Source organism: Streptomyces calvus (assembly GCF_006782915.1).
GTDB lineage: Bacteria > Actinomycetota > Actinomycetes > Streptomycetales > Streptomycetaceae > Streptomyces > Streptomyces calvus.
Map to the genome: position 1 here is coordinate 136,930 of NZ_VCNP01000030.1, position 17,029 is coordinate 153,958.

Annotated in this window: 15 protein-coding genes; 6 read left to right on the plus strand and 9 right to left on the minus strand. The window is 72.4% G+C overall.

What is annotated here, in order from left to right; genetic code table 11:
- Positions 1–8: 8 nt before the first annotated feature.
- Positions 9–362, minus strand: coding sequence for a hypothetical protein (locus tag FGW31_RS13140; protein WP_142193606.1), 354 nt, complete (start codon positions 360–362; stop codon positions 9–11).
- Between the two features lie 360 nt (positions 363–722).
- Between FGW31_RS13140 and FGW31_RS13145 the strand changes: the two genes are divergently transcribed.
- Positions 723–1,784: a C40 family peptidase gene (locus FGW31_RS13145; RefSeq protein ID WP_142193607.1), complete on the plus strand. Its 1,062-nt coding sequence runs from the start codon at positions 723–725 to the stop codon at positions 1,782–1,784.
- Between the two features lie 25 nt (positions 1,785–1,809).
- Here FGW31_RS13145 and FGW31_RS13150 read toward each other — a convergent pair whose 3' ends face one another.
- Complete coding sequence (locus FGW31_RS13150; RefSeq protein ID WP_142193608.1) at positions 1,810–2,550, minus strand: LuxR C-terminal-related transcriptional regulator; 741 nt, start codon at positions 2,548–2,550, stop codon at positions 1,810–1,812.
- Positions 2,547–3,839, minus strand: a complete 1,293-nt coding sequence (locus FGW31_RS13155; protein WP_142193609.1) for an ATP-binding protein — start codon at positions 3,837–3,839, stop codon at positions 2,547–2,549. The genes FGW31_RS13150 and FGW31_RS13155 overlap by 4 nt, the downstream gene beginning before the upstream one ends.
- A gap of 179 nt (positions 3,840–4,018) precedes the next feature.
- Here FGW31_RS13155 and FGW31_RS13160 point away from each other — a divergent pair, with 179 nt between their 5' ends.
- Positions 4,019–5,473, plus strand: a complete 1,455-nt coding sequence (locus tag FGW31_RS13160) for a PspC domain-containing protein (protein WP_142193610.1) — start codon at positions 4,019–4,021, stop codon at positions 5,471–5,473.
- On the plus strand, positions 5,463–5,696 hold the full coding sequence (locus tag FGW31_RS13165; protein WP_142193611.1) for a hypothetical protein: 234 nt from the start codon (positions 5,463–5,465) through the stop codon (positions 5,694–5,696). Before FGW31_RS13160 ends, FGW31_RS13165 begins: the two co-directional genes overlap by 11 nt.
- Before the next feature lie 6 nt (positions 5,697–5,702).
- On the opposite strand, the gene FGW31_RS13170 is transcribed toward FGW31_RS13165, so the two are convergent.
- The 3 genes from FGW31_RS13170 to FGW31_RS13180 form a co-directional block, all read right to left on the minus strand.
- Positions 5,703–6,227, minus strand: a complete 525-nt coding sequence (locus FGW31_RS13170) for a DoxX family membrane protein (RefSeq protein ID WP_142193612.1) — start codon at positions 6,225–6,227, stop codon at positions 5,703–5,705.
- 196 nt (positions 6,228–6,423) lie between these two features.
- Complete coding sequence (locus FGW31_RS13175) at positions 6,424–7,704, minus strand: hypothetical protein (RefSeq protein WP_142193613.1); 1,281 nt, start codon at positions 7,702–7,704, stop codon at positions 6,424–6,426.
- A 224-nt stretch (positions 7,705–7,928) separates the two neighbouring features.
- Positions 7,929–8,723, minus strand: coding sequence for a class II aldolase/adducin family protein (locus FGW31_RS13180; protein ID WP_142193614.1), 795 nt, complete (start codon positions 8,721–8,723; stop codon positions 7,929–7,931).
- 187 nt (positions 8,724–8,910) lie between these two features.
- Between FGW31_RS13180 and FGW31_RS13185 the strand changes: the two genes are divergently transcribed.
- The gene (locus FGW31_RS13185; RefSeq protein ID WP_142193615.1) at positions 8,911–9,396 is read left to right on the plus strand and encodes a pyridoxamine 5'-phosphate oxidase family protein; all 486 of its coding nucleotides are present in this window, start codon (positions 8,911–8,913) and stop codon (positions 9,394–9,396) included.
- A gap of 9 nt (positions 9,397–9,405) precedes the next feature.
- On the opposite strand, the gene guaA is transcribed toward FGW31_RS13185, so the two are convergent.
- A complete protein-coding gene (gene guaA, locus FGW31_RS13190; protein ID WP_142193616.1) occupies positions 9,406–10,986 on the minus strand; it encodes a glutamine-hydrolyzing GMP synthase in 1,581 nt (526 codons plus the stop codon).
- A 452-nt stretch (positions 10,987–11,438) separates the two neighbouring features.
- Between guaA and FGW31_RS13195 the strand changes: the two genes are divergently transcribed.
- Complete coding sequence (locus FGW31_RS13195; RefSeq protein WP_142193617.1) at positions 11,439–11,735, plus strand: chorismate mutase; 297 nt, start codon at positions 11,439–11,441, stop codon at positions 11,733–11,735.
- 704 nt (positions 11,736–12,439) lie between these two features.
- On the opposite strand, the gene FGW31_RS13200 is transcribed toward FGW31_RS13195, so the two are convergent.
- A complete protein-coding gene (locus FGW31_RS13200) occupies positions 12,440–13,645 on the minus strand; it encodes a hypothetical protein (RefSeq protein ID WP_220511252.1) in 1,206 nt (401 codons plus the stop codon).
- Positions 13,646–14,082: 437 nt separating this feature from the next.
- Between FGW31_RS13200 and FGW31_RS13205 the strand changes: the two genes are divergently transcribed.
- Complete coding sequence (locus FGW31_RS13205) at positions 14,083–15,081, plus strand: LAETG motif-containing sortase-dependent surface protein (protein WP_233288597.1); 999 nt, start codon at positions 14,083–14,085, stop codon at positions 15,079–15,081.
- A gap of 118 nt (positions 15,082–15,199) precedes the next feature.
- Here the strand turns inward: FGW31_RS13205 and FGW31_RS13210 are convergent, their stop codons facing one another.
- Positions 15,200–17,017: a GMC oxidoreductase gene (locus FGW31_RS13210; protein ID WP_142193619.1), complete on the minus strand. Its 1,818-nt coding sequence runs from the start codon at positions 17,015–17,017 to the stop codon at positions 15,200–15,202.
- Positions 17,018–17,029: the final 12 nt, after the last annotated feature.

A 17,029-nucleotide genomic window follows, 5' to 3' on the forward strand; every position in this document is an offset into this window, starting at 1 on the left:
CTAAGCGGTCAGGTCCAGAGCACCGCGATGAAGACGTTCGCCGTGGTCAGCAGGCCGACCAGGCCGAACAGGCCCTTCTCCGCCTTCTCCTCGTCCCGCTTCACATAGACCAGGCCGAGGATCACGATCAGCAGGGCCAGCTTCACGCCGATCTTGATGTTGTCGACGGGCTGGTCGTCGGCCTGGTTGAGGCCGACCAGGATCACACCGGTGACCAGCATCGTCAGCGCGCCGTGCAGCATCGCGGGGCTGAAGCGGGCGGTGCCCTCGCCCATCGCCTTCATCTGGGTGAGGAAGCCGCCGAGCAGCGACGCGATGCCGATGATGTGCAGGCCGACGAAGAGGTGGATGAGTACGTCCATGAGGCCGGAGCCTAGCCACACCCGCCCCATAGCACTCCGGTGCCCTCCCCGTTCCCTCCTTCGCCGCTTCGGTCATCGCCCTGGGTGAAGGCGACGGAGCCGGGGCCCGATCACGGTCACTTACGGTCACCAGCGGTCCGCACGGGCCAGTTCCGCACAACCCGTCACCGGCGCCGCGGGCCCGGACCTAGCGTCCTCCACCAGGTGACCGGCTCTCACCACCGCCGCCCGGGCCAGGGGCTGCGGCCGGCCACCACCGCCGGGACGGCCCGGTGGCGGACGGCTCCCCCGTGCCCACGCCGCCGGACCACCGGACACCAGTCCGCCCTCGCGCGGTCGTCGGAAAGGACGGGAGTCCAGGTGGCAGCGCACCGCAGGTCCCCACAGCGCCCGGCGGGCGGCGCCACGGCCCGCGCGGCCGCCGCCGTCGCCCTCGCCGGTGCGGCCGCCGCGACCGGCTTCGACGGACCGGCGCACGCCGAACCGCAGCGGACCCCGGATGAGGTCAGGGCCGAGGTGGCCAGGCTGTACCGGGAGGCGGAGGCCGCCACCGAGAAGTACAACGGCGCGAAGGAGAAGGCGGAGTCGGCGCGGCGGCGGCTGCGCGCACTGCAGGACGAGCGGGCCCGCCGGGAGGACCGGCTGAACTCCGCTCGCGCCGCCCTGGGTTCGGCCGCGGCGGCGCAGTACCGCGCGGGCGGCATGGACCCGGCCCTGCGACTCCTCCTGTCCGAGGACCCGGACGGCTATCTGGAGGGCGCCGCGCTCACCGAACGCGCGGACGACCGCCGGCGGGCCGCGGTGGAACGCCTCCGCGGACAGCTGCGGGAGATCGAGCAGTTGCGGGGAGCCGCACGCATCGAGGTGACGTCGCTGACGTCCCGCCGCGCCGAACTGGACCGGCACACGAAGACGATCACCGGCAAGCTGACCGCCGCCCGCCGGCTGCTGTCGCGGCTGCCGCCGGAGCACCGGGCCGACCTCACCGACGGCACCGACCGCTCCGCACGCTCCTCGGCGGACCTCCGCGACGGCCCGACCGTCCCCGGCGCCGTCACCGCCGCGGCGCCCGGCCCCCGCGCGGCGCAGGCCGTTGCCTACGCCTACCGGAAACTCGGCAGCCCTTATGTGTGGGGCGCGACCGGTCCCGACGCCTTCGACTGCTCGGGGCTCGTCCAGGCCGCCTACCGCTCCGCCGGCGTCTCGCTGCCCCGCACCACCTACGCCCAGATCGACGCCGGACGCCGGATCCCGCGGTCCCAACTGCTCCCCGGCGACCTGGTGTTCTTCTACTCCGGCATCAGTCACGTCGGCATCTACGTCGGCAACGGCCGGATGATCCACGCCCCGAACCCCTCGGCCCCGGTGCGGAAGGCCCCGATCGACGCGATGCCGTTCGCGGGAGCGACGCGCGTGACCTGAACGGCCCGGCGGGCCGGGCCCCGGCTCACACCAGCCGGCGTGCCGTCGCCCAGCGGGTCAGTTCGTGGCGGTTGGACAGCTGGAGCTTGCGCAGCACCGCGGAGACATGGGACTCGACCGTCTTCACCGAGATGAACAGCTGCTTGGCGATCTCCTTGTACGCATAGCCGCGGGCGATCAGCCGCAGTACCTCGCGCTCACGCTGGGTAAGACGGTCGAGGTCCTCGTCGACCGGCGGGGCGTCGGTGGAGGCGAAGGCGTCCAGCACGAACCCGGCCAGCCGCGGCGAGAAGACCGCGTCGCCCTCCTGGACCCGGAAGATGGAGTCGACCAGGTCGGTGCCGGTGATGGTCTTGGTCACGTATCCGCGGGCACCGCCCCGGATCACGCCGATGACGTCCTCCGCCGCGTCCGACACGGACAGCGCCAGGAAGCGGACCGGCTGCTCGGCGTCCGCCATCAACGGGGCGCACCGGCGCAGCACTTCCACGCCGCCGCCACCGGGCAGGTGCACGTCGAGGAGGACCACCTCGGGGCGGGTCGCGGTGATGACCGTGACCGCCTGGTCGACGTCGGCGGCCTCGCCGACCACCTCGACTCCCGTCCGGTCGGTCTGCCCGATCTCGGCCTGGACTCCGGTGCGGAACATACGGTGGTCGTCGACGAGGACGACGCGTACACGACGCCCGGCGCCGTCGGCCGGTTCCCCGGTCTCGGCCGCCCCCGCCGGTCCCGCCGTTCCGTTCGCCTCGGTCGGCTCGCTCATGACGTCTTCTCCGCCCTCTCCATCTCCAGCTCGACCTCCGTGCCGCCGTCGGGCACCGCGCGCAGTCGCGCCGTGCCGCCGTTGCGCTCCATGCGGCCGATGATCGATTCTCTGACGCCCATGCGGTCGGCGGGTATCGAGTCGAGGTCGAAGCCCGGGCCGCGGTCCCGTACGGACACGAAGACCGTGCTCCCCTCGACTTCGGCGTAGACCTGCACCGCACCTCCCTCGCCACCGTACTTGGCGGCGTTGACCATCGCTTCGCGCGCCGCCTGCATCTGTGCGCCGATTCTCTCGTCGAGCGGGCAGTCGCCCACGACGACGACCTCGATGGGGACCCCGTGCTTGTCCTCCACCTCGGCGGCGTTGCGCTTCACGGCCTCGGCGAGGGTCGTGGGTTCGTCGTCCTCGTCCTTTCCGTTGCCCTCCGGTCTGTAGAGCCAGGCGCGCAGGTCGCGTTCCTGGGCCCGGGCCAGACGGCGCACTTCGCCCGGGTTGTCGGCGTTGCGCTGTATCAGGGTCAGGGTGTGCAGCACCGAGTCGTGGACGTGGGCGGCGACCTCCGCCCGTTCCTGGGCGCGGATGCGCATCAGGCGCTCCTCGGACAGGTCCTGCGTCATGCGCACCAGGTAGGGGCCGGCGAGGAGCGTTATGCCGACGAGGACGGCGAGGGCTGCCTGGAGCACCGAGCCGAGGTGGCTGCCGGAGCCCCGCAGGACGAAGATGCCGGAGGCGCCGGCCGTCACCAGCAGCACACCGGCCACGGCCCGCAGCAGTGTGACGGTGCGGCGGCGCCGGCCGACCTCCATCCAGCGTGCCCGGCGCGCGTTGTCCGCCTGCCGCCAGACCAGGGCGACACCCGCGCCGACCAGCACGGTCGGCCACAGATAGGCCCTGGCGCCGCTGCTCAGGTTCACATTGCCGACGAAGATCATGGCCACCACGACCATGAGGAGCAGGGCGACGATCTGGCCCTTGTCGGGTCGGCGGGCGACCAGCCGGCGTCTGCCGTCCGGGGAGGTCTCGGCCGTCACCGGCGAGGGCGGCTTCTGCGCCTCCACGCCTCCGACGCCCAGCGGTACGAAGAACCAGAACGCGGCGTACAGCAGCGCGCCCAGACCGTCGGCCATGAACAGGCCGACGAAGACGAGGCGCACCCAGATCACGGGCAGCCCGAGGTGCCCGGCGAGCCCCCGTGCCGCACCACCGAGCCAGCGTCCGTCACTGCTGCGGTAGAGCTTGCGCGGCGGCCGCGGATCGGTGACTGGCGCTGCTGCGGCTTCCGACATGCCAATGATGGTCACACGCGCGAAGTGCCGGAGCATCAGGGTCGGCCCCCGAGACTCCCCTGATCTCCGCCTCCCCGGCCCGTCGAACGCTCCCCGGTCGCCGGTCAGGGGCCGATATCAGGGTCCGGCCAGGGTCGTACCGACTGCCGCGGCGGCGACCCGCCCGTCACCATGGACTCATGACCGATCACCAGCACGCCGCGACGGGTCCGGGACCCGGCTCCGGCCCGCGCGCCTCCGAGGGCGCCGGGCCGCAGGATGCCGCGCCCGCCGCGGACCAGTCCCGCGCGCACGGCCGCACGGGCGCGCAGCAGGAGGGAGCGACGGCGCCTCCCCCGAAACCGTCCGCCGGGGCCGATCCGGCGGACGCCGGCCACCGCTTCCGGCGCGACCGCCGGCACCGGATGCTCGGCGGGGTGTGCGCCGGGCTCGGCCGGCAGTGCGACATGGACCCGGTGATCTTCCGCATCACGCTCGCTGTCCTGTCCGCGACCGGCGGCTTCGGCCTCATCTTCTACGGGTTCGCCTGGCTTTTCGTCCCGTACGACGACGAGGAGGAGAACGGGATCCGCAGGCTGCTGACCGGTCGGGTCGACGGCCACACCCTGACGGCCGTGCTGTTCGCGCTGGTCGGCTGCGGCGTCTTCCTCACCATGCTGAGCAACGACGGCGTGCTGAGCTTCGCCGTCATACTGTCGCTGCTGCTGGCCGGTGCCGGGTACTGGTCCCGTCGGCGCGGCACCCCCAGCCCCGATCACCTGGCCTCGCAGGCCGTCGCCGACGCACCGCCGGAGCCGCAGGCACCGCCGGTTCCCGCAGCCTTCTCCTCCTGGTGGCGCGAGCCCATCGTCAAGGACGGCACCCACGTCGGCGGCACGGGCTATCTGTGGGGCCCCCGGGACTCGCACGACATGGACGTCGCGGCAGCCGTCAACATCAGCCTCGGCACCTACACCCGCACCGGCGACCGCGCCCGAGCGCCACGTCCCGCGCCGATGCCGCGCGGACCCCGCGGCATCGGTGGCCGGATCTTCCTGCTCGCGCTGCTCGCGGGCAGCCTCGGCACCGGACTGACCTGGGACGAGCAGTCGCTCGGCACCAGCCTGCAGACCGGACTGGCGTGCGCGCTCGCCGTGTTCGGCATCGGCGTGGCCGTCAGCTCGTTCCTCGGCCGCACCGGGGCGGGGTCGATCGTCCTGGCGGTCGTCACGGCGGGCCTGCTCGCCGGCTCCGCCGCCCTTCCCAAGGACATCGGCACCGACTGGAGGCGCACCACCTGGGAGCCCGCCTCGGTCGCGCAGATACGCCCGGCGTACGAGGTGGGCACGGGCAACGGCCTCCTCGACCTGTCCTCGATACGCGTCCCCGAGGGCAGCACGGTCACGACCCGGGCCGATGTGGGACTGGGACGGATCCATGTGATCGTGCCCAGGGACGTGACCGTGAGGCTGAGCATCGACGTCGGGGTGGGCGACATCCAGTTGCCGGGCGAGAGGCAGAAGGACGTGGACGTGGCACCGGGCCGACACGAGGAGCTGACCCTGTCCCCACCGGACGGTGTCGGGAAGGCGGGCACCGTGGACCTGGAACTCCAGGTCGGGGCGGGACAGGCGGAGGTCAGCCGTGCGTCATGAGTTCCAGCCCGGCAGGCTGGTCGCCGGCGTCTTCCTCGCCCTCGCCGCGGTGATCTACGCGGGAGACGCGGGCGGCGCCTGGGAGACCCCGTGGTTCGTGGTGATCCCGGTCGTCGTGGGAGGCCTCTGCCTGGCCGGTGTGGTCGGCATGTTCTCGGGCCTCATACGTCACCGCAGAGGCCGGGCGGGCGCTCGGGAGACCGAGGCGGACACGCCGCTCTGACACCGCCTACCGGTACGTCCGGGCCCGCCGTCGTGCGTGAAGGGCGGCGTCCACGGAGAGCAGCGGGGCCCCGGCCAGCATCAGTGGGATCCAGGCCATGAGGTAGGGCAGGTCGTTGCCGTAGTAGTAGGGATCGGCCGCCCAGCTCACGGTCAGCCACAGGCTGAGGGAGATCAGGGCTCCGCCGAGGGCGGCGAGCCGGGTGAGCAGGCCGAGCAGGGTGCCGATCCCGACGGCCAACTCGCCGAAGGCGATGGCGTAGCCGAACCCGACCGGGTTCTCCAGGGCCAGGTCGACCAGTGCGGGGACGGCGGAGGAATCGCGTACGCCGCGCATCATGTCGCCGATCGATCCCGCTCCGGCGTCCTGCATGAAGGTGCTGTCCGTGAGCTTGTCGAGGCCGGCGTAGATGAAGGTGATTGCGAGGAAGAGCCGCAACGGCAGGAGGGCGTAGCGGGTGGCGGAGTCGCGCCAGCCCCTGTCGCCGTCGGGCTGTGCGGAGTACGTGTCCGCGCGCATACCGTGAGTCATCGCTGCCTGCCGCCTCTCACTGCCGTACCGGCCTCCCTCGACAGACCATACGTACGGCAATCGGCGGCGGCTCAACCCTGATCACCGGCTTTTTCTCCGCGAGGCGGGACACACGCCGGGGGCGGGCCCGGATGGTCGCGGCAGCCCGGCGCCGGCCGGGGCAGGTCACGCCCGCTCGCTCGCCGGACCGCCGGCGTCAGTCCGTCACGTCGATCGCGTACCGGTTCGTCTCCACGCCCGCCGCGGTGACGACCTGTACCTCCACCCGGCCCGGCTCCACATCCGCCGGCACGGGCACCGTCAGCAGCACGTCCGTGGGGTTGTCGAACCCACCCGTCACAGGAACCAACGGCACATGCACGTTCACCGCCCCCACCCGCACGACCATCCGCGACAGCCGGTCGGCCCCCTGCGCGCCCACGGGCACGAACCCGGCCCCGCGGATCTCGATGTCGTCCCCGGTCCGGATGGGCGCGTCCAGGTCACCGGCCTCCCGCGCCCGTACCACCGACAGGATCACCGGACGTCCGCCCTCGGCGTACTTCCCCGCGAGGTACGTCGCCGCCGACACCAGCACCACCACCGCGAGCCCCCACGGCAGGTCCGGCAGCTGGTCCGGCCGCCGGGCCAGCCGCACCGCCGCGAACACCAGGGCGACGCCGCTGATCACGACGTACTGGATGTCGGCGAAATTGCCCCGCCCGGCGTCGTCCGTCAGCAGGTCGGCCGCCCTGGGCCGGTACGCGCGGACCTTCTGCAGCCGCTGCCCCTGCACCCGCAGCCCGACGACCCGCCGCACCAGCACGGCGATCCCGCACACCACGGCCAGCACGGTCACCACACCGGCGCCGCGGGCGAGTTCGAGCCCGGCGATCAGGGCGTCGCGCTGCTCATGCCCGGAGGCGGCGGCCAGCTGCCCCACCAGCACGAGCACCGCGTACGCCACGAGGAGGACCCACGCGGCGGCCACGGCGCGGGAGGTGGAGAGGCGGTTGTCCTCCCCGATCACCGGAGCCAGCGCACCACCGCGCGCCCGGTGGAACCACGACGCGGCGGTCAGCGCGCCGGCCACCACCAGCGCGGCCAGCAGCCCGGCGGAGCGCGCGGCGTTCCATCCCGCGCCGATCGCGGTGAGCGCCTGCCCGAGGAGCAGCAGCACGACCCCCGCCCATGCGACGAACGCGGTCCTGCGCCACAGCCGCGCCAGCCATGCCGCGCCCTCGGCCCGTCCCCGCTCGGCGACGGCTTCCGCGGCCTGCGTCAGCTCCTCCGACACCCACTGGCGGGAGGCGGAGGCCGAGTGGGCCACGGCGGCCGGCACTCCCTGCCCGGCCGCGAACTCGTCCCGCTTCAGCAGGAACGCGGCGACCGCGCGCCGATGCCCCTCACGCGCCCCGTGCGGACAGTCCCCGCAGGTACAGCCGCCCTCGTGCGCGCCCGCATCCGCGCTGCCCTGCCTCGCTTCCTGCACCGCCACGCCCGAAGCCCGCCTTCCGCACCATCACACATCCGCGACCACCGCCAACGGCCACGCAACTGCCGCGTGACGACAGCGAATTGTGCCCTACCACGGGCCCCTGCCGACCGGCAGGCCCGGTCAGTACGAGTGAATCCCGAGGCGTGATGTTGACCCGACTCCACCGGCCCGGGCGGAGCCGCCCGTCGGCCGTACCGGCTGCGGGCCGGTGCTCCGGCCCGCGGCTAGCTCAGCAGATCCGGTTCGCTCCGGCTGATGTCCTGCCACATCGGCTGGTAGTTGATCCACGCCACCAGGTCCCCGCCCAGTTGCTCCCGCGTGGCCACGGCCTGCCGGTGGTCGATGAGGACGGGCCGGCCCGCGGCCTTCGCGGTGAGCTGCACCTGGCTGGACCGTTCCATGGTCACGAACCACCAGGCCGCCGCGTCCACCGAATCACCGACGGTCAGCAGACCGTGGTTGCGCAGGACCAGCGCCTTGCGGGACCCGAGCGCGGCCGCGATGCGCCGCCCTTCCTCCGCGTCGACGGTGACACCGCTGTAGGCGTCGTAGAGGGCGTGGTCCTCGTAGAACGCACAGCTCTCCTGGGTGATGGGGTCGAGCAGGTCACCGAGGGCGGCGAGGGCGCGGCCGTGCACCGAGTGGCAGTGGGCGACGGCGACGACGTCGGGCCGGGCCGCGTGCACCTGGGCGTGCACGGTGAACGCGGCCTGGTTGGCGTGGTGGCCGCCCTCGACGACCTGGCCGTCCCGGTTGACGAGAACCAGGTCGCTCACGGTGACGTGCCGGAACGGCATGCCGAACGGGTTGACCCAGAAGCAGTCGCTGAACTCCGGGTCGCGTGCGGTGATGTGCCCCGAGACACCGTCCTCGAAGCCGAGCCGTCCGAACAGCCGCAGCGCGCCCGCGAGCCGCTCCTTGCGGTGCCGGCGCTCGTCCTCGACCGACTCGTGCATGGGCGGCATGGCGAAGCGGAGCTTGTCGGTGGGCAGCGGCAGGGGCGGCGTGGGCCCGTGCATGAGTCCTCCCGCGGGGGGTTTGCGTACGGGGCGGAAGTTACCGGTGGGGCGCCCCGGGCGACAGCTGTCTTCGGTAAAGAAAGACGCCCGCTCCCCTCCACTCTCACGGTCCCCGCGCGTGCTCCGTCCGGAGGACACCCCCGATACGCGACAGAAGATGTCCGGTTTCCGCGCCACACTCGGCGTCATGAGCACAGACACGGGCACGAACTGGGCGGCCTTCACCGCGGCCGAGCCGACGTTCGCGAAGACCGTCGAGGAGCGGTTCGCGGCGTACACCCACCACGTTCTCGCGACCCTGCGCAAGGACGGTTCACCGCGCACCACCGGCCTGGAGGTGCGGTTCCTGGACGGCGAGTTGTGGCTCGGCATGATGCCGAACTCGCTCAAGGCGCTCGACCTGCGCCGCGACCCGCGCTTCGCGCTCCAGGCGAACCCGGGCGAGGGGACGGGCATGGGCGGCGGCGACGTGCGGATCGGTGGGCGGGCGATCGAGGTCGAGGACGCGGGGACCAGGAGCAGGTACGCCGAAGAGGTGGAACCGCCGGAGCCGTTCCACCTCTTCCGCACCGAGCTGACGGAGGTCGTGCGGACCTACGTCGAGGACGACGCGTACCTCGTCGTCCAGGTCTGGAAGCCCGGAGAGCCGGTGCGCACTCTCAAGCGGACGTGACCGCCGGGACTACTCCCACTCGATGGTGCCCGGCGGCTTGGAGGTGACGTCGAGGACGACGCGGTTGACGTCGCGCACCTCGTTGGTGATGCGGGTCGAGATCTTCGCGAGGACGTCGTACGGCAGCCGCGACCAGTCGGCGGTCATGGCGTCCTCGCTGGAGACCGGGCGCAGCACGATCGGGTGACCGTAGGTGCGGCCGTCGCCCTGGACACCGACCGAGCGCACGTCCGCGAGCAGGACGACCGGGCACTGCCAGATGTCCCGGTCGAGGCCGGCCGCGGTCAGTTCCTCACGGGCGATGGCGTCGGCCTCGCGGAGCAGGTCGAGCCGCTCCTTGGTCACCTCGCCGACGATGCGGATGCCGAGGCCCGGTCCGGGGAACGGCTGGCGCTGGACGATCTCCTCCGGCAGGCCGAGCTCCTGGCCGACCATGCGGACCTCGTCCTTGAACAGCTTGCGCAGCGGCTCGATCAGCTTGAACTCGAGGTCCTCGGGGAGGCCGCCCACGTTGTGGTGCGACTTGATGTTGGCGGTGCCGGTGCCGCCGCCGGACTCGACGACGTCCGGGTACAGGGTGCCCTGCACCAGGAACTCCACCGCCGGGCCCTCGTCCGCGATGATCTCGGCCTGGGCCTGCTCGAAGACCCGGATGAACTCGCGGCCGATGATCTTCCGCTTCTCCTCGGGGTCGGAGACGCCCTGGAGCGCGTTGAGGAACCGCTCGCTCGCGTCCACGACCTTCAGCTGGACGCCGGTCGCGGCCACGAAGTCCTTCTCGACCTGCTCGGTCTCACCCTTGCGCATCAGGCCGTGGTCGACGTAGACGCAGGTCAGCTGCGAGCCGATGGCCTTCTGGACGAGGGCGGCGGCGACGGCGGAGTCCACGCCGCCGGACAGACCGCAGATGGCGCGCTTGTCGCCGACCTGCTCGCGGATCGCCTCGACCTGCTCCTCGATCACGTTGCCCGTGGTCCAGGTCGGGGACAGGCCCGCGCCCCGGTACAGGAAGTGCTCCAGCACCTGCTGCCCGTGCGTGGAGTGCATCACCTCGGGGTGGTACTGGACGCCGTAGAGCTTCTTGTCGTCGTTCTCGAAGGCGGCGACCGGCACGACGTCCGTGGAGGCGGTGACGGTGAAGCCCTCCGGGGCGGCGGAGCAGGCGTCGCCGTGCGACATCCAGACGGCCTGCTCGCCCGGGGTGCCCTCGAAGAGGGTGGAGGACGTCTTGGAGACGTGCAGGTCCGTACGGCCGTACTCACGGGCGCCGGTGTTGTCCACCTGGCCGCCCAGGCTCTGGGCCATGAGCTGGAAGCCGTAGCACATGCCGAAGACGGGGACGCCGGCCTCGAAGATCTGGCGGTCGAGGCTGGGGGCGCCCTCCTCGTACACGGACGAGGGGCCGCCGGACAGGATGATCGCCGCGGGGTTCTTGGCGAGCATCTCGGCGACCGGCATGGTGCTCGGCACGATCTCGCTGTAGACCCGTGCCTCGCGGACGCGACGGGCGATGAGCTGGGCGTACTGTGCGCCGAAGTCGACGACCAGAACGGTGTCGGGCGCGTGGGCAGCGGGAGTCGCTGATGACACGAGGTGCCTTCCGGCGGTGGGGCGGGGGTCTTGTGCCTCCCGATTCTACCGAGAGGGTGACAGCACCCGTCCCGGCCGCGGCAGGCACCGGGCGGACGAGCCGGGGACCGCGCGGAACGAGAGGCGAGGAACCGAGCAGGGCCGGGGCTGGTGGCGGGGGCGGAGGCCTTGGGAATCCGGGGCCGTCGGAGGGCGGCGGAGATTTTCGTCTCACCATGTGAGCGGTGTTGGAGAGCCCCGGGCCTCGGGGCATACTGACGGCATGCTCACGCACCCGACCTTCCTCTTTACCTATGGCAACCGGCCCACCGGCTGCCATGGTCGTGCTGCTTGAGCAACTGACAAGCGACTTCCCAGGCGCCCCGGGCCGACAAGGTCCGGGGCGCCTGCCGTTTCTTCCGGACCGTGCCGCTCCGGGGCCCCGCACCCATCACCCACCGAGGAGCCCCGACATGACCGCCACCACGACGGAGTCGACCGAGAAGACCGGCGCCCGCACCACCGAGGCCGCCGAACTGATCACCGGCGCCCGCGAACGCATCGACGCGCTCGACGACCGGATCATCGGCCTGGTGCAGGAACGGATGGCCGTGTCGGCCGTGATCCAGAAGGAACGGATCGCCTCCGGTGGCCGCCGCGTGAACCTCTCCCGCGAGATGGAGGTCCTCGGCCACTACAGGGACGCGCTGGGCAAGCCGGGCACGACGCTCGCGATGACCCTGCTGGAGCTGTGCCGGGGCAAGATCTGAGCTTGCGTTCGCAGGACAGACGTACGCATCCCTCTCACCCGTTCCGGCGCGTGACCGGCACCGTGGTCGCTTCGTTGGTACCGGTGTCCGTGCCAGCCAGGGGCGGGCCCGAGAGAACCACGCGTGGCTCGCCGGAGCGATGAGACGTACGGATCGTCCCGTGCGTCGTGGGACCTCGCTCCGGACAAGTGACCGGACGGCAGGGGACAGCAGCCCGGTCACCCAGAACGGCCGGCTCCGGGGACGCCCGGAGCCGGCCGGCGGAACACCGCAGGAGCGGGTCGAACCGACAGACCGGCGGCGCTACCCCCCGGCGCCGCTCCCAGGCACCGACGCTTCCCTGACGTCGGTGCTGACGAGAGAAGGGCCCCGCGGCTCAGCCCGCGGGGCCCTTCGCCTGCCACCACTCGCCTGCCGGCCGCCGCCACGCGGGAGGCCACCGCCTCGCCGGACGGACGCTGTCCCGCCGGAGGGCCACCGTCCCGCCGGAGGGCCACCGCCTCGACGGACGGGCACCTCACCGGATGGCCACCACCTCGCCGGACGGACGCCGTCCCGCCGGAGGGCCACCGTCCCGCCGGAGGGGCCGCTGCCTTACCGGACGGCCGCCGTCTCGTCGGACGGGCACCGTCGCGCCGGACGGCCGGGGCTGCCGGACGGCCACAGCCTCCCGGGGGGTTAAGGGCCGCCCGGCGGGGCCGTTTTCAGAGGCGGGTCACGACCCCGCACTCGTCGTCGTCCCGGGCGCCGGTGAGTTCCCTGCTGCGGTCGTAGGGGTCGCGGGCCTCACCGGACGTTCCGGCGCCGTTCTGCCGGTCGGCGAGGAACTGCGGGCGGATCACGCCGTCGCCGTCGCGGCAGTCGTCGTTGGATATCTCGCTGCGGGTGGAGACGATCCGGATGTGCCCCTCCGCCGCCCGGAAGCGGGCCGGGTCCACGGCTTCCACCTCGATCGACCGGCGCACGACGGTCCGGGTCACCTCGTCGCCGCCGCCGGTGCGGGCCACCGGGTAGACGAAGGTGTAGTCGGCCTTGATCACGGCCGTTCCGGGGCTTCCGTCCCCGGCCTCGACCGTCATGTGGCCACGGACCCGCGCCTCGCTGACGACCTCGATCTCGTCGGGGTCGAAGCGGGTGATCGTCCCCACCGGGTCGTTGTCCGCCGTGGGCTTGCGCAGCCCGGCGTTCAGTTCGGCGAGGTAGTCCCGCTGCGCCGGATCCACCAGGGCCAGTGCCTTCTCCGGCCGGGCGCCCTCGAGCACGGCGGGGTCGAGGTTGGCGGCGACCAGGAAGTCCTTCGTCCCCTTCAGCGCGGCCGCCATCCGAGCGGCGGGGACCCCGTTGACGGGCTTGGCCACGGGCAGCCGGATGGCGTCCGCCCCGGATTCCCACCGCGCGGCCGGGGACCCGGCGAACGGTTTGTCGCGGGTGGGGACATCGGTGGGAGCGGCGGGCGGCGCGGTGCCGGGACGGGCGGTCTCCGGGGCCAGCGGCGTCCCGGACGCCGACTGCGCCCCGTCCGAGGCCCCGGACCCCTCGCCGAAACCGCCGGGCAGCCAGGACAGGGCGGCGGACGGATTCACGGCCACCACGGCCAGTGCCACCGCCACCACCACGCCCACCGCGCTCCACACCCGGCGCCTGCGCGAGGTGCCGCCGATGTCCTGTACGGGCGGTCCCGTACGCCATCCCTCGGGCCGGGCGGGCGGGACAGGTGCGTTCTTCCTGCCCCAGCGGCGCTTCCCGCCGCCTCCCGCCCGGGCCGCCTGCGCCTCGTCCATGGCCCGCAGCCGCTCGGTCACCATGCGCGCCCGGGCGGACGGCTCCTTGGGGGCGGAGGCCCGGATGTCGCGCTCGCTGTCCCGGACGAACTTCTCCCAGACGTCGTCAGGAATGGACGACTCCGGCACGGACTCCGGACCCGCCGTCGGCGCGGGCTTCGGACTCGGTCCCGCCGTCGGCACGGACTCCGGACCCGACGTCGGCGCGGGCTCCGGGCTCGGTCCCGCCGCCGGCGCGGGATCCGGTCTCGATGCCGGCGTCGCGGACTCCGGTCCCGGTTCTTCGGACGGCTGCTCTGCCACTGTGTCGCGGGCTTTCTCTCAGGGACGGCTGTTCTGTTCGGCGGCTGAGCGTACGGCAGAGATCAACGCACCTCACAAGTGACCCAGCTCACATAAGGATTCCGTGAAATCGAGGACAACCATTCACAGGCTTCGCTGATCAAACCCACCAGAACCACGGGCCACACCCGCGCCCCACACGCGGAGGCCTCTTCGCACTCGTACGTGCCGCACCCGCGCGGCACTCCGGACTCTCCGAGGTCTTCATGAAGCTTCGCCGCGCCATGGCAGCAGCGGCCGCGACGGCAGTGATCGCCCCCGTCGCCCTTCTCGCGGCCCCCGCCGCGTACGCGACCGACACCGTGCCCGCGACGAGCACCTCCACGGACGCTCCGGCCACGGGCACGCCCGGCCCGTCCGGCTCTCCGTCCGCGCCCGAGTCGACGGAGTCGACGGACGCGCCCGCCCCGGGCGGCGAGGACCAGTCGAGCGCTCCGTCGACCGGCGCGCCCACCACCTCGGCGCCGGCTCCGTCCACGTCGGCCCCGTCGTCGTCCGCGCCCGCGCCGACCACGTCGGCGCCGGAGGACGAGGACACCGAGTCCCCGGTCCCGATGCCGCCGCTGTGCGAGGACCTCAAGGTCGACGTCAGCGTCGACGGCCTGCCCGGCAAGATCTCCGCCGACGGCAAGTGGCGCGAGTTCTCGCTGAACGTGCTGAACAACTCCGACTCCGTCCTGAAGGACCTGGACTTCCTCGCCGGCGCCTCTGCCGACGCGGACGGCTGGGAGCTCTTCGAGATGGAGGAGATCAAGCTCCAGGCCTACGACCCCGACGCCAAGGCGTGGGACACCCTCGACGAGGGTGGGGAGGCGCTGGGCTACGTCGGCTACACGCCCGAGCTGGAGCCGGACTACGAGGTCAGCATCCCCATGCGGATCATGGTGACGAAGGCCGCTCCGATCGGCGCCGGGTTCTCGTTCGGCGCGACGGTCTACAGCGACGCCGAGTCGGACTGCCTCGGCTACGGCTACGGGTCGTACAAGTTCCAGATCGTGGCCCCCGGCACCAAGACGGACGGCACCAAGCCGCAGGAAGGCGGCAAGGCCCCCGTCACGGACAAGAAGCCGAGCGCCAACACCCCCGAGGTGACCGGCAGCCTCGCCGAGACCGGTTCCAACTCCGCCCTGCCGATGATCGGCATGGTCGGTGCCGCCGCCGTCGTGGCCGGTGCCGGTGCGGTGTTCGTGGTGCGCCGCCGCAAGGCCGGTGCCGAGGCGTAACCACGCCTGACCGCGCCCGGCGCGCGGCAGCACGAGGACAAGAGAAAGGACCTGAGCTCGGAGGGGGGCACAGGTCCTTTTCTCTTGTCCGCTTCTTCGACGGCACCGTCCGTCCCGTCTACTTCTTCGGCGGCACCGCCGGCATTCCGAGGAACGGCAGCTTCAGCGCGCCGAACGCGTCCGCCGGGACCGCCGGCGCCTTCGGCTCGACCGGCTTCAGACGCCGGTAGTCCGCTCCCTGCTCCGGGCGCGGATCGGCCTCGCCCTTGTTGGGCCAGTACGACATCGCCCGTTCGGCCTGCGCCGTGATGGTCAGGGACGGGTTGACCCCGAGGTTCGCCGAGACGGCGGCGCCGTCCACGACGGATATGCCGGGGTGGCCGTAGAGGCGGTGGTACGGGTCGATCACGCCGGTCTCGCGGGAGGAGCCGATCGGGCAGCCGCCCAGGAAGTGCGCGGTCAGCGGCATGCCCGCCAGCTCACCGATGTTGGATCCGGCGAAACCGTTGATCTCGGCCGCCAGTGCCGAGGCGCCGTCCGTGGCCGCCTTGATCTGCTTGGGGTTGGGGGTGCCGTGGCCCTGCCGGGCGGTGAGCAGCCCCCGGCCGACACCGGACGGCTTGAGGTACGTCGTCAGGGAGTTGTCCAGCGACTGCATGACCAGGCCGATGATGGTCCGCTCCGACCAGCGCCGGTTGGAGAGGGACCGGAGCAGCAGCCAGGGGTGCCGTGCCGCGTTGCCGAGCCAGCCCAGTACCCGGGCCGCACCCGAACCGCCGCCCGCGTACGGCACCTGGAGGATGGACAGCCCGCCCATCGAGTTGGAGCCCTTGCCGTAGCGGACGGGTTCGATGTGGGTGTTCTCGTCCGGGTGGATGGAGGACGTGATGGCGACACCGCGCGTGAAGTCGGCCCTCGGCGCACCGGTGGCCTTGCGGTAGCGGCGGTTGTCGGTCTGGGCGCCGACGAGGGCTTCGGAGTTGGTGCGGGTCAGCTCGCCCAGCCGCTCCGAGAGGTGCGGCAGTTGGCCGCCGGCCCGCATGCGGTGCAGCAGCGTCTGGGTGCCGTACGTGCCGGCGGCCAGCACCACCCGGCGGGCGCGGAACGTGCGGCCCCCGCCCTTGCGCCGGTTGCCGGTGGGCAGCGTGGCGACGGCGTAGCCGCCCTGTGAGTCCTCCGTCACCGACACCACCGTCGTCATGGGGTGGACGACGGCGCCCGCCTTCTCGGCGAGGTGGAGGTAGTTCTCGTTGAGGGTGTTCTTCGCGCCGTGCCGGCAGCCGGTCATGCACTCGCCGCACTCGGCACAGGCCCGGCGGGCGGGCCCGGCCCCGCCGAAGTAGGGGTCGGGCACCTCCTGCCCGGGCTTCGCCTTCACCGAGCCGTCGGCGTCCTCGCCGTCGCCGAAGAAGACACCGACCGGGGCCAGGTGGAACGTGTCACCCACGCCCATCCGCTCGGCCACCGCCTTCAGGTGCACGTCCGACGGGGTCATCGTCGGGTTGAGCCGTACGCCGAGCATGCGCCGCGCCTGGTCGTAGTAGGGCGCCAGCTCGTCCTGCCAGTCGGTGATGTGCCCCCACTGCGGGTCCTCGAAGAACGGCTTGGGCGGTACGTAGAGGGTGTTGGCGTAGTTGAGGGAGCCGCCGCCGACGCCCGCGCCCGCCAGGACCATGACGTTGCCGAGCAGATGGATGCGCTGGATGCCGTACATGCCGAGCCTGGGCGCCCACAGGTAGTTCTTCAGGTCCCAGGAGTTCTTCGGCAGGGTCTCGCGGGTGAAGCGGCGGCCCGCCTCCAGGACGCCGACGCGGTAGCCCTTCTCGGTCAGCCGGAGCGCCGAGACGGAGCCGCCGAAGCCGGAGCCGACGACGATGACGTCGTAGTCGTATGCGGAATCGTCGTCCGGTTCGGGGACGGAGTTCTCCTGTGACACGTGCTCTCCTCG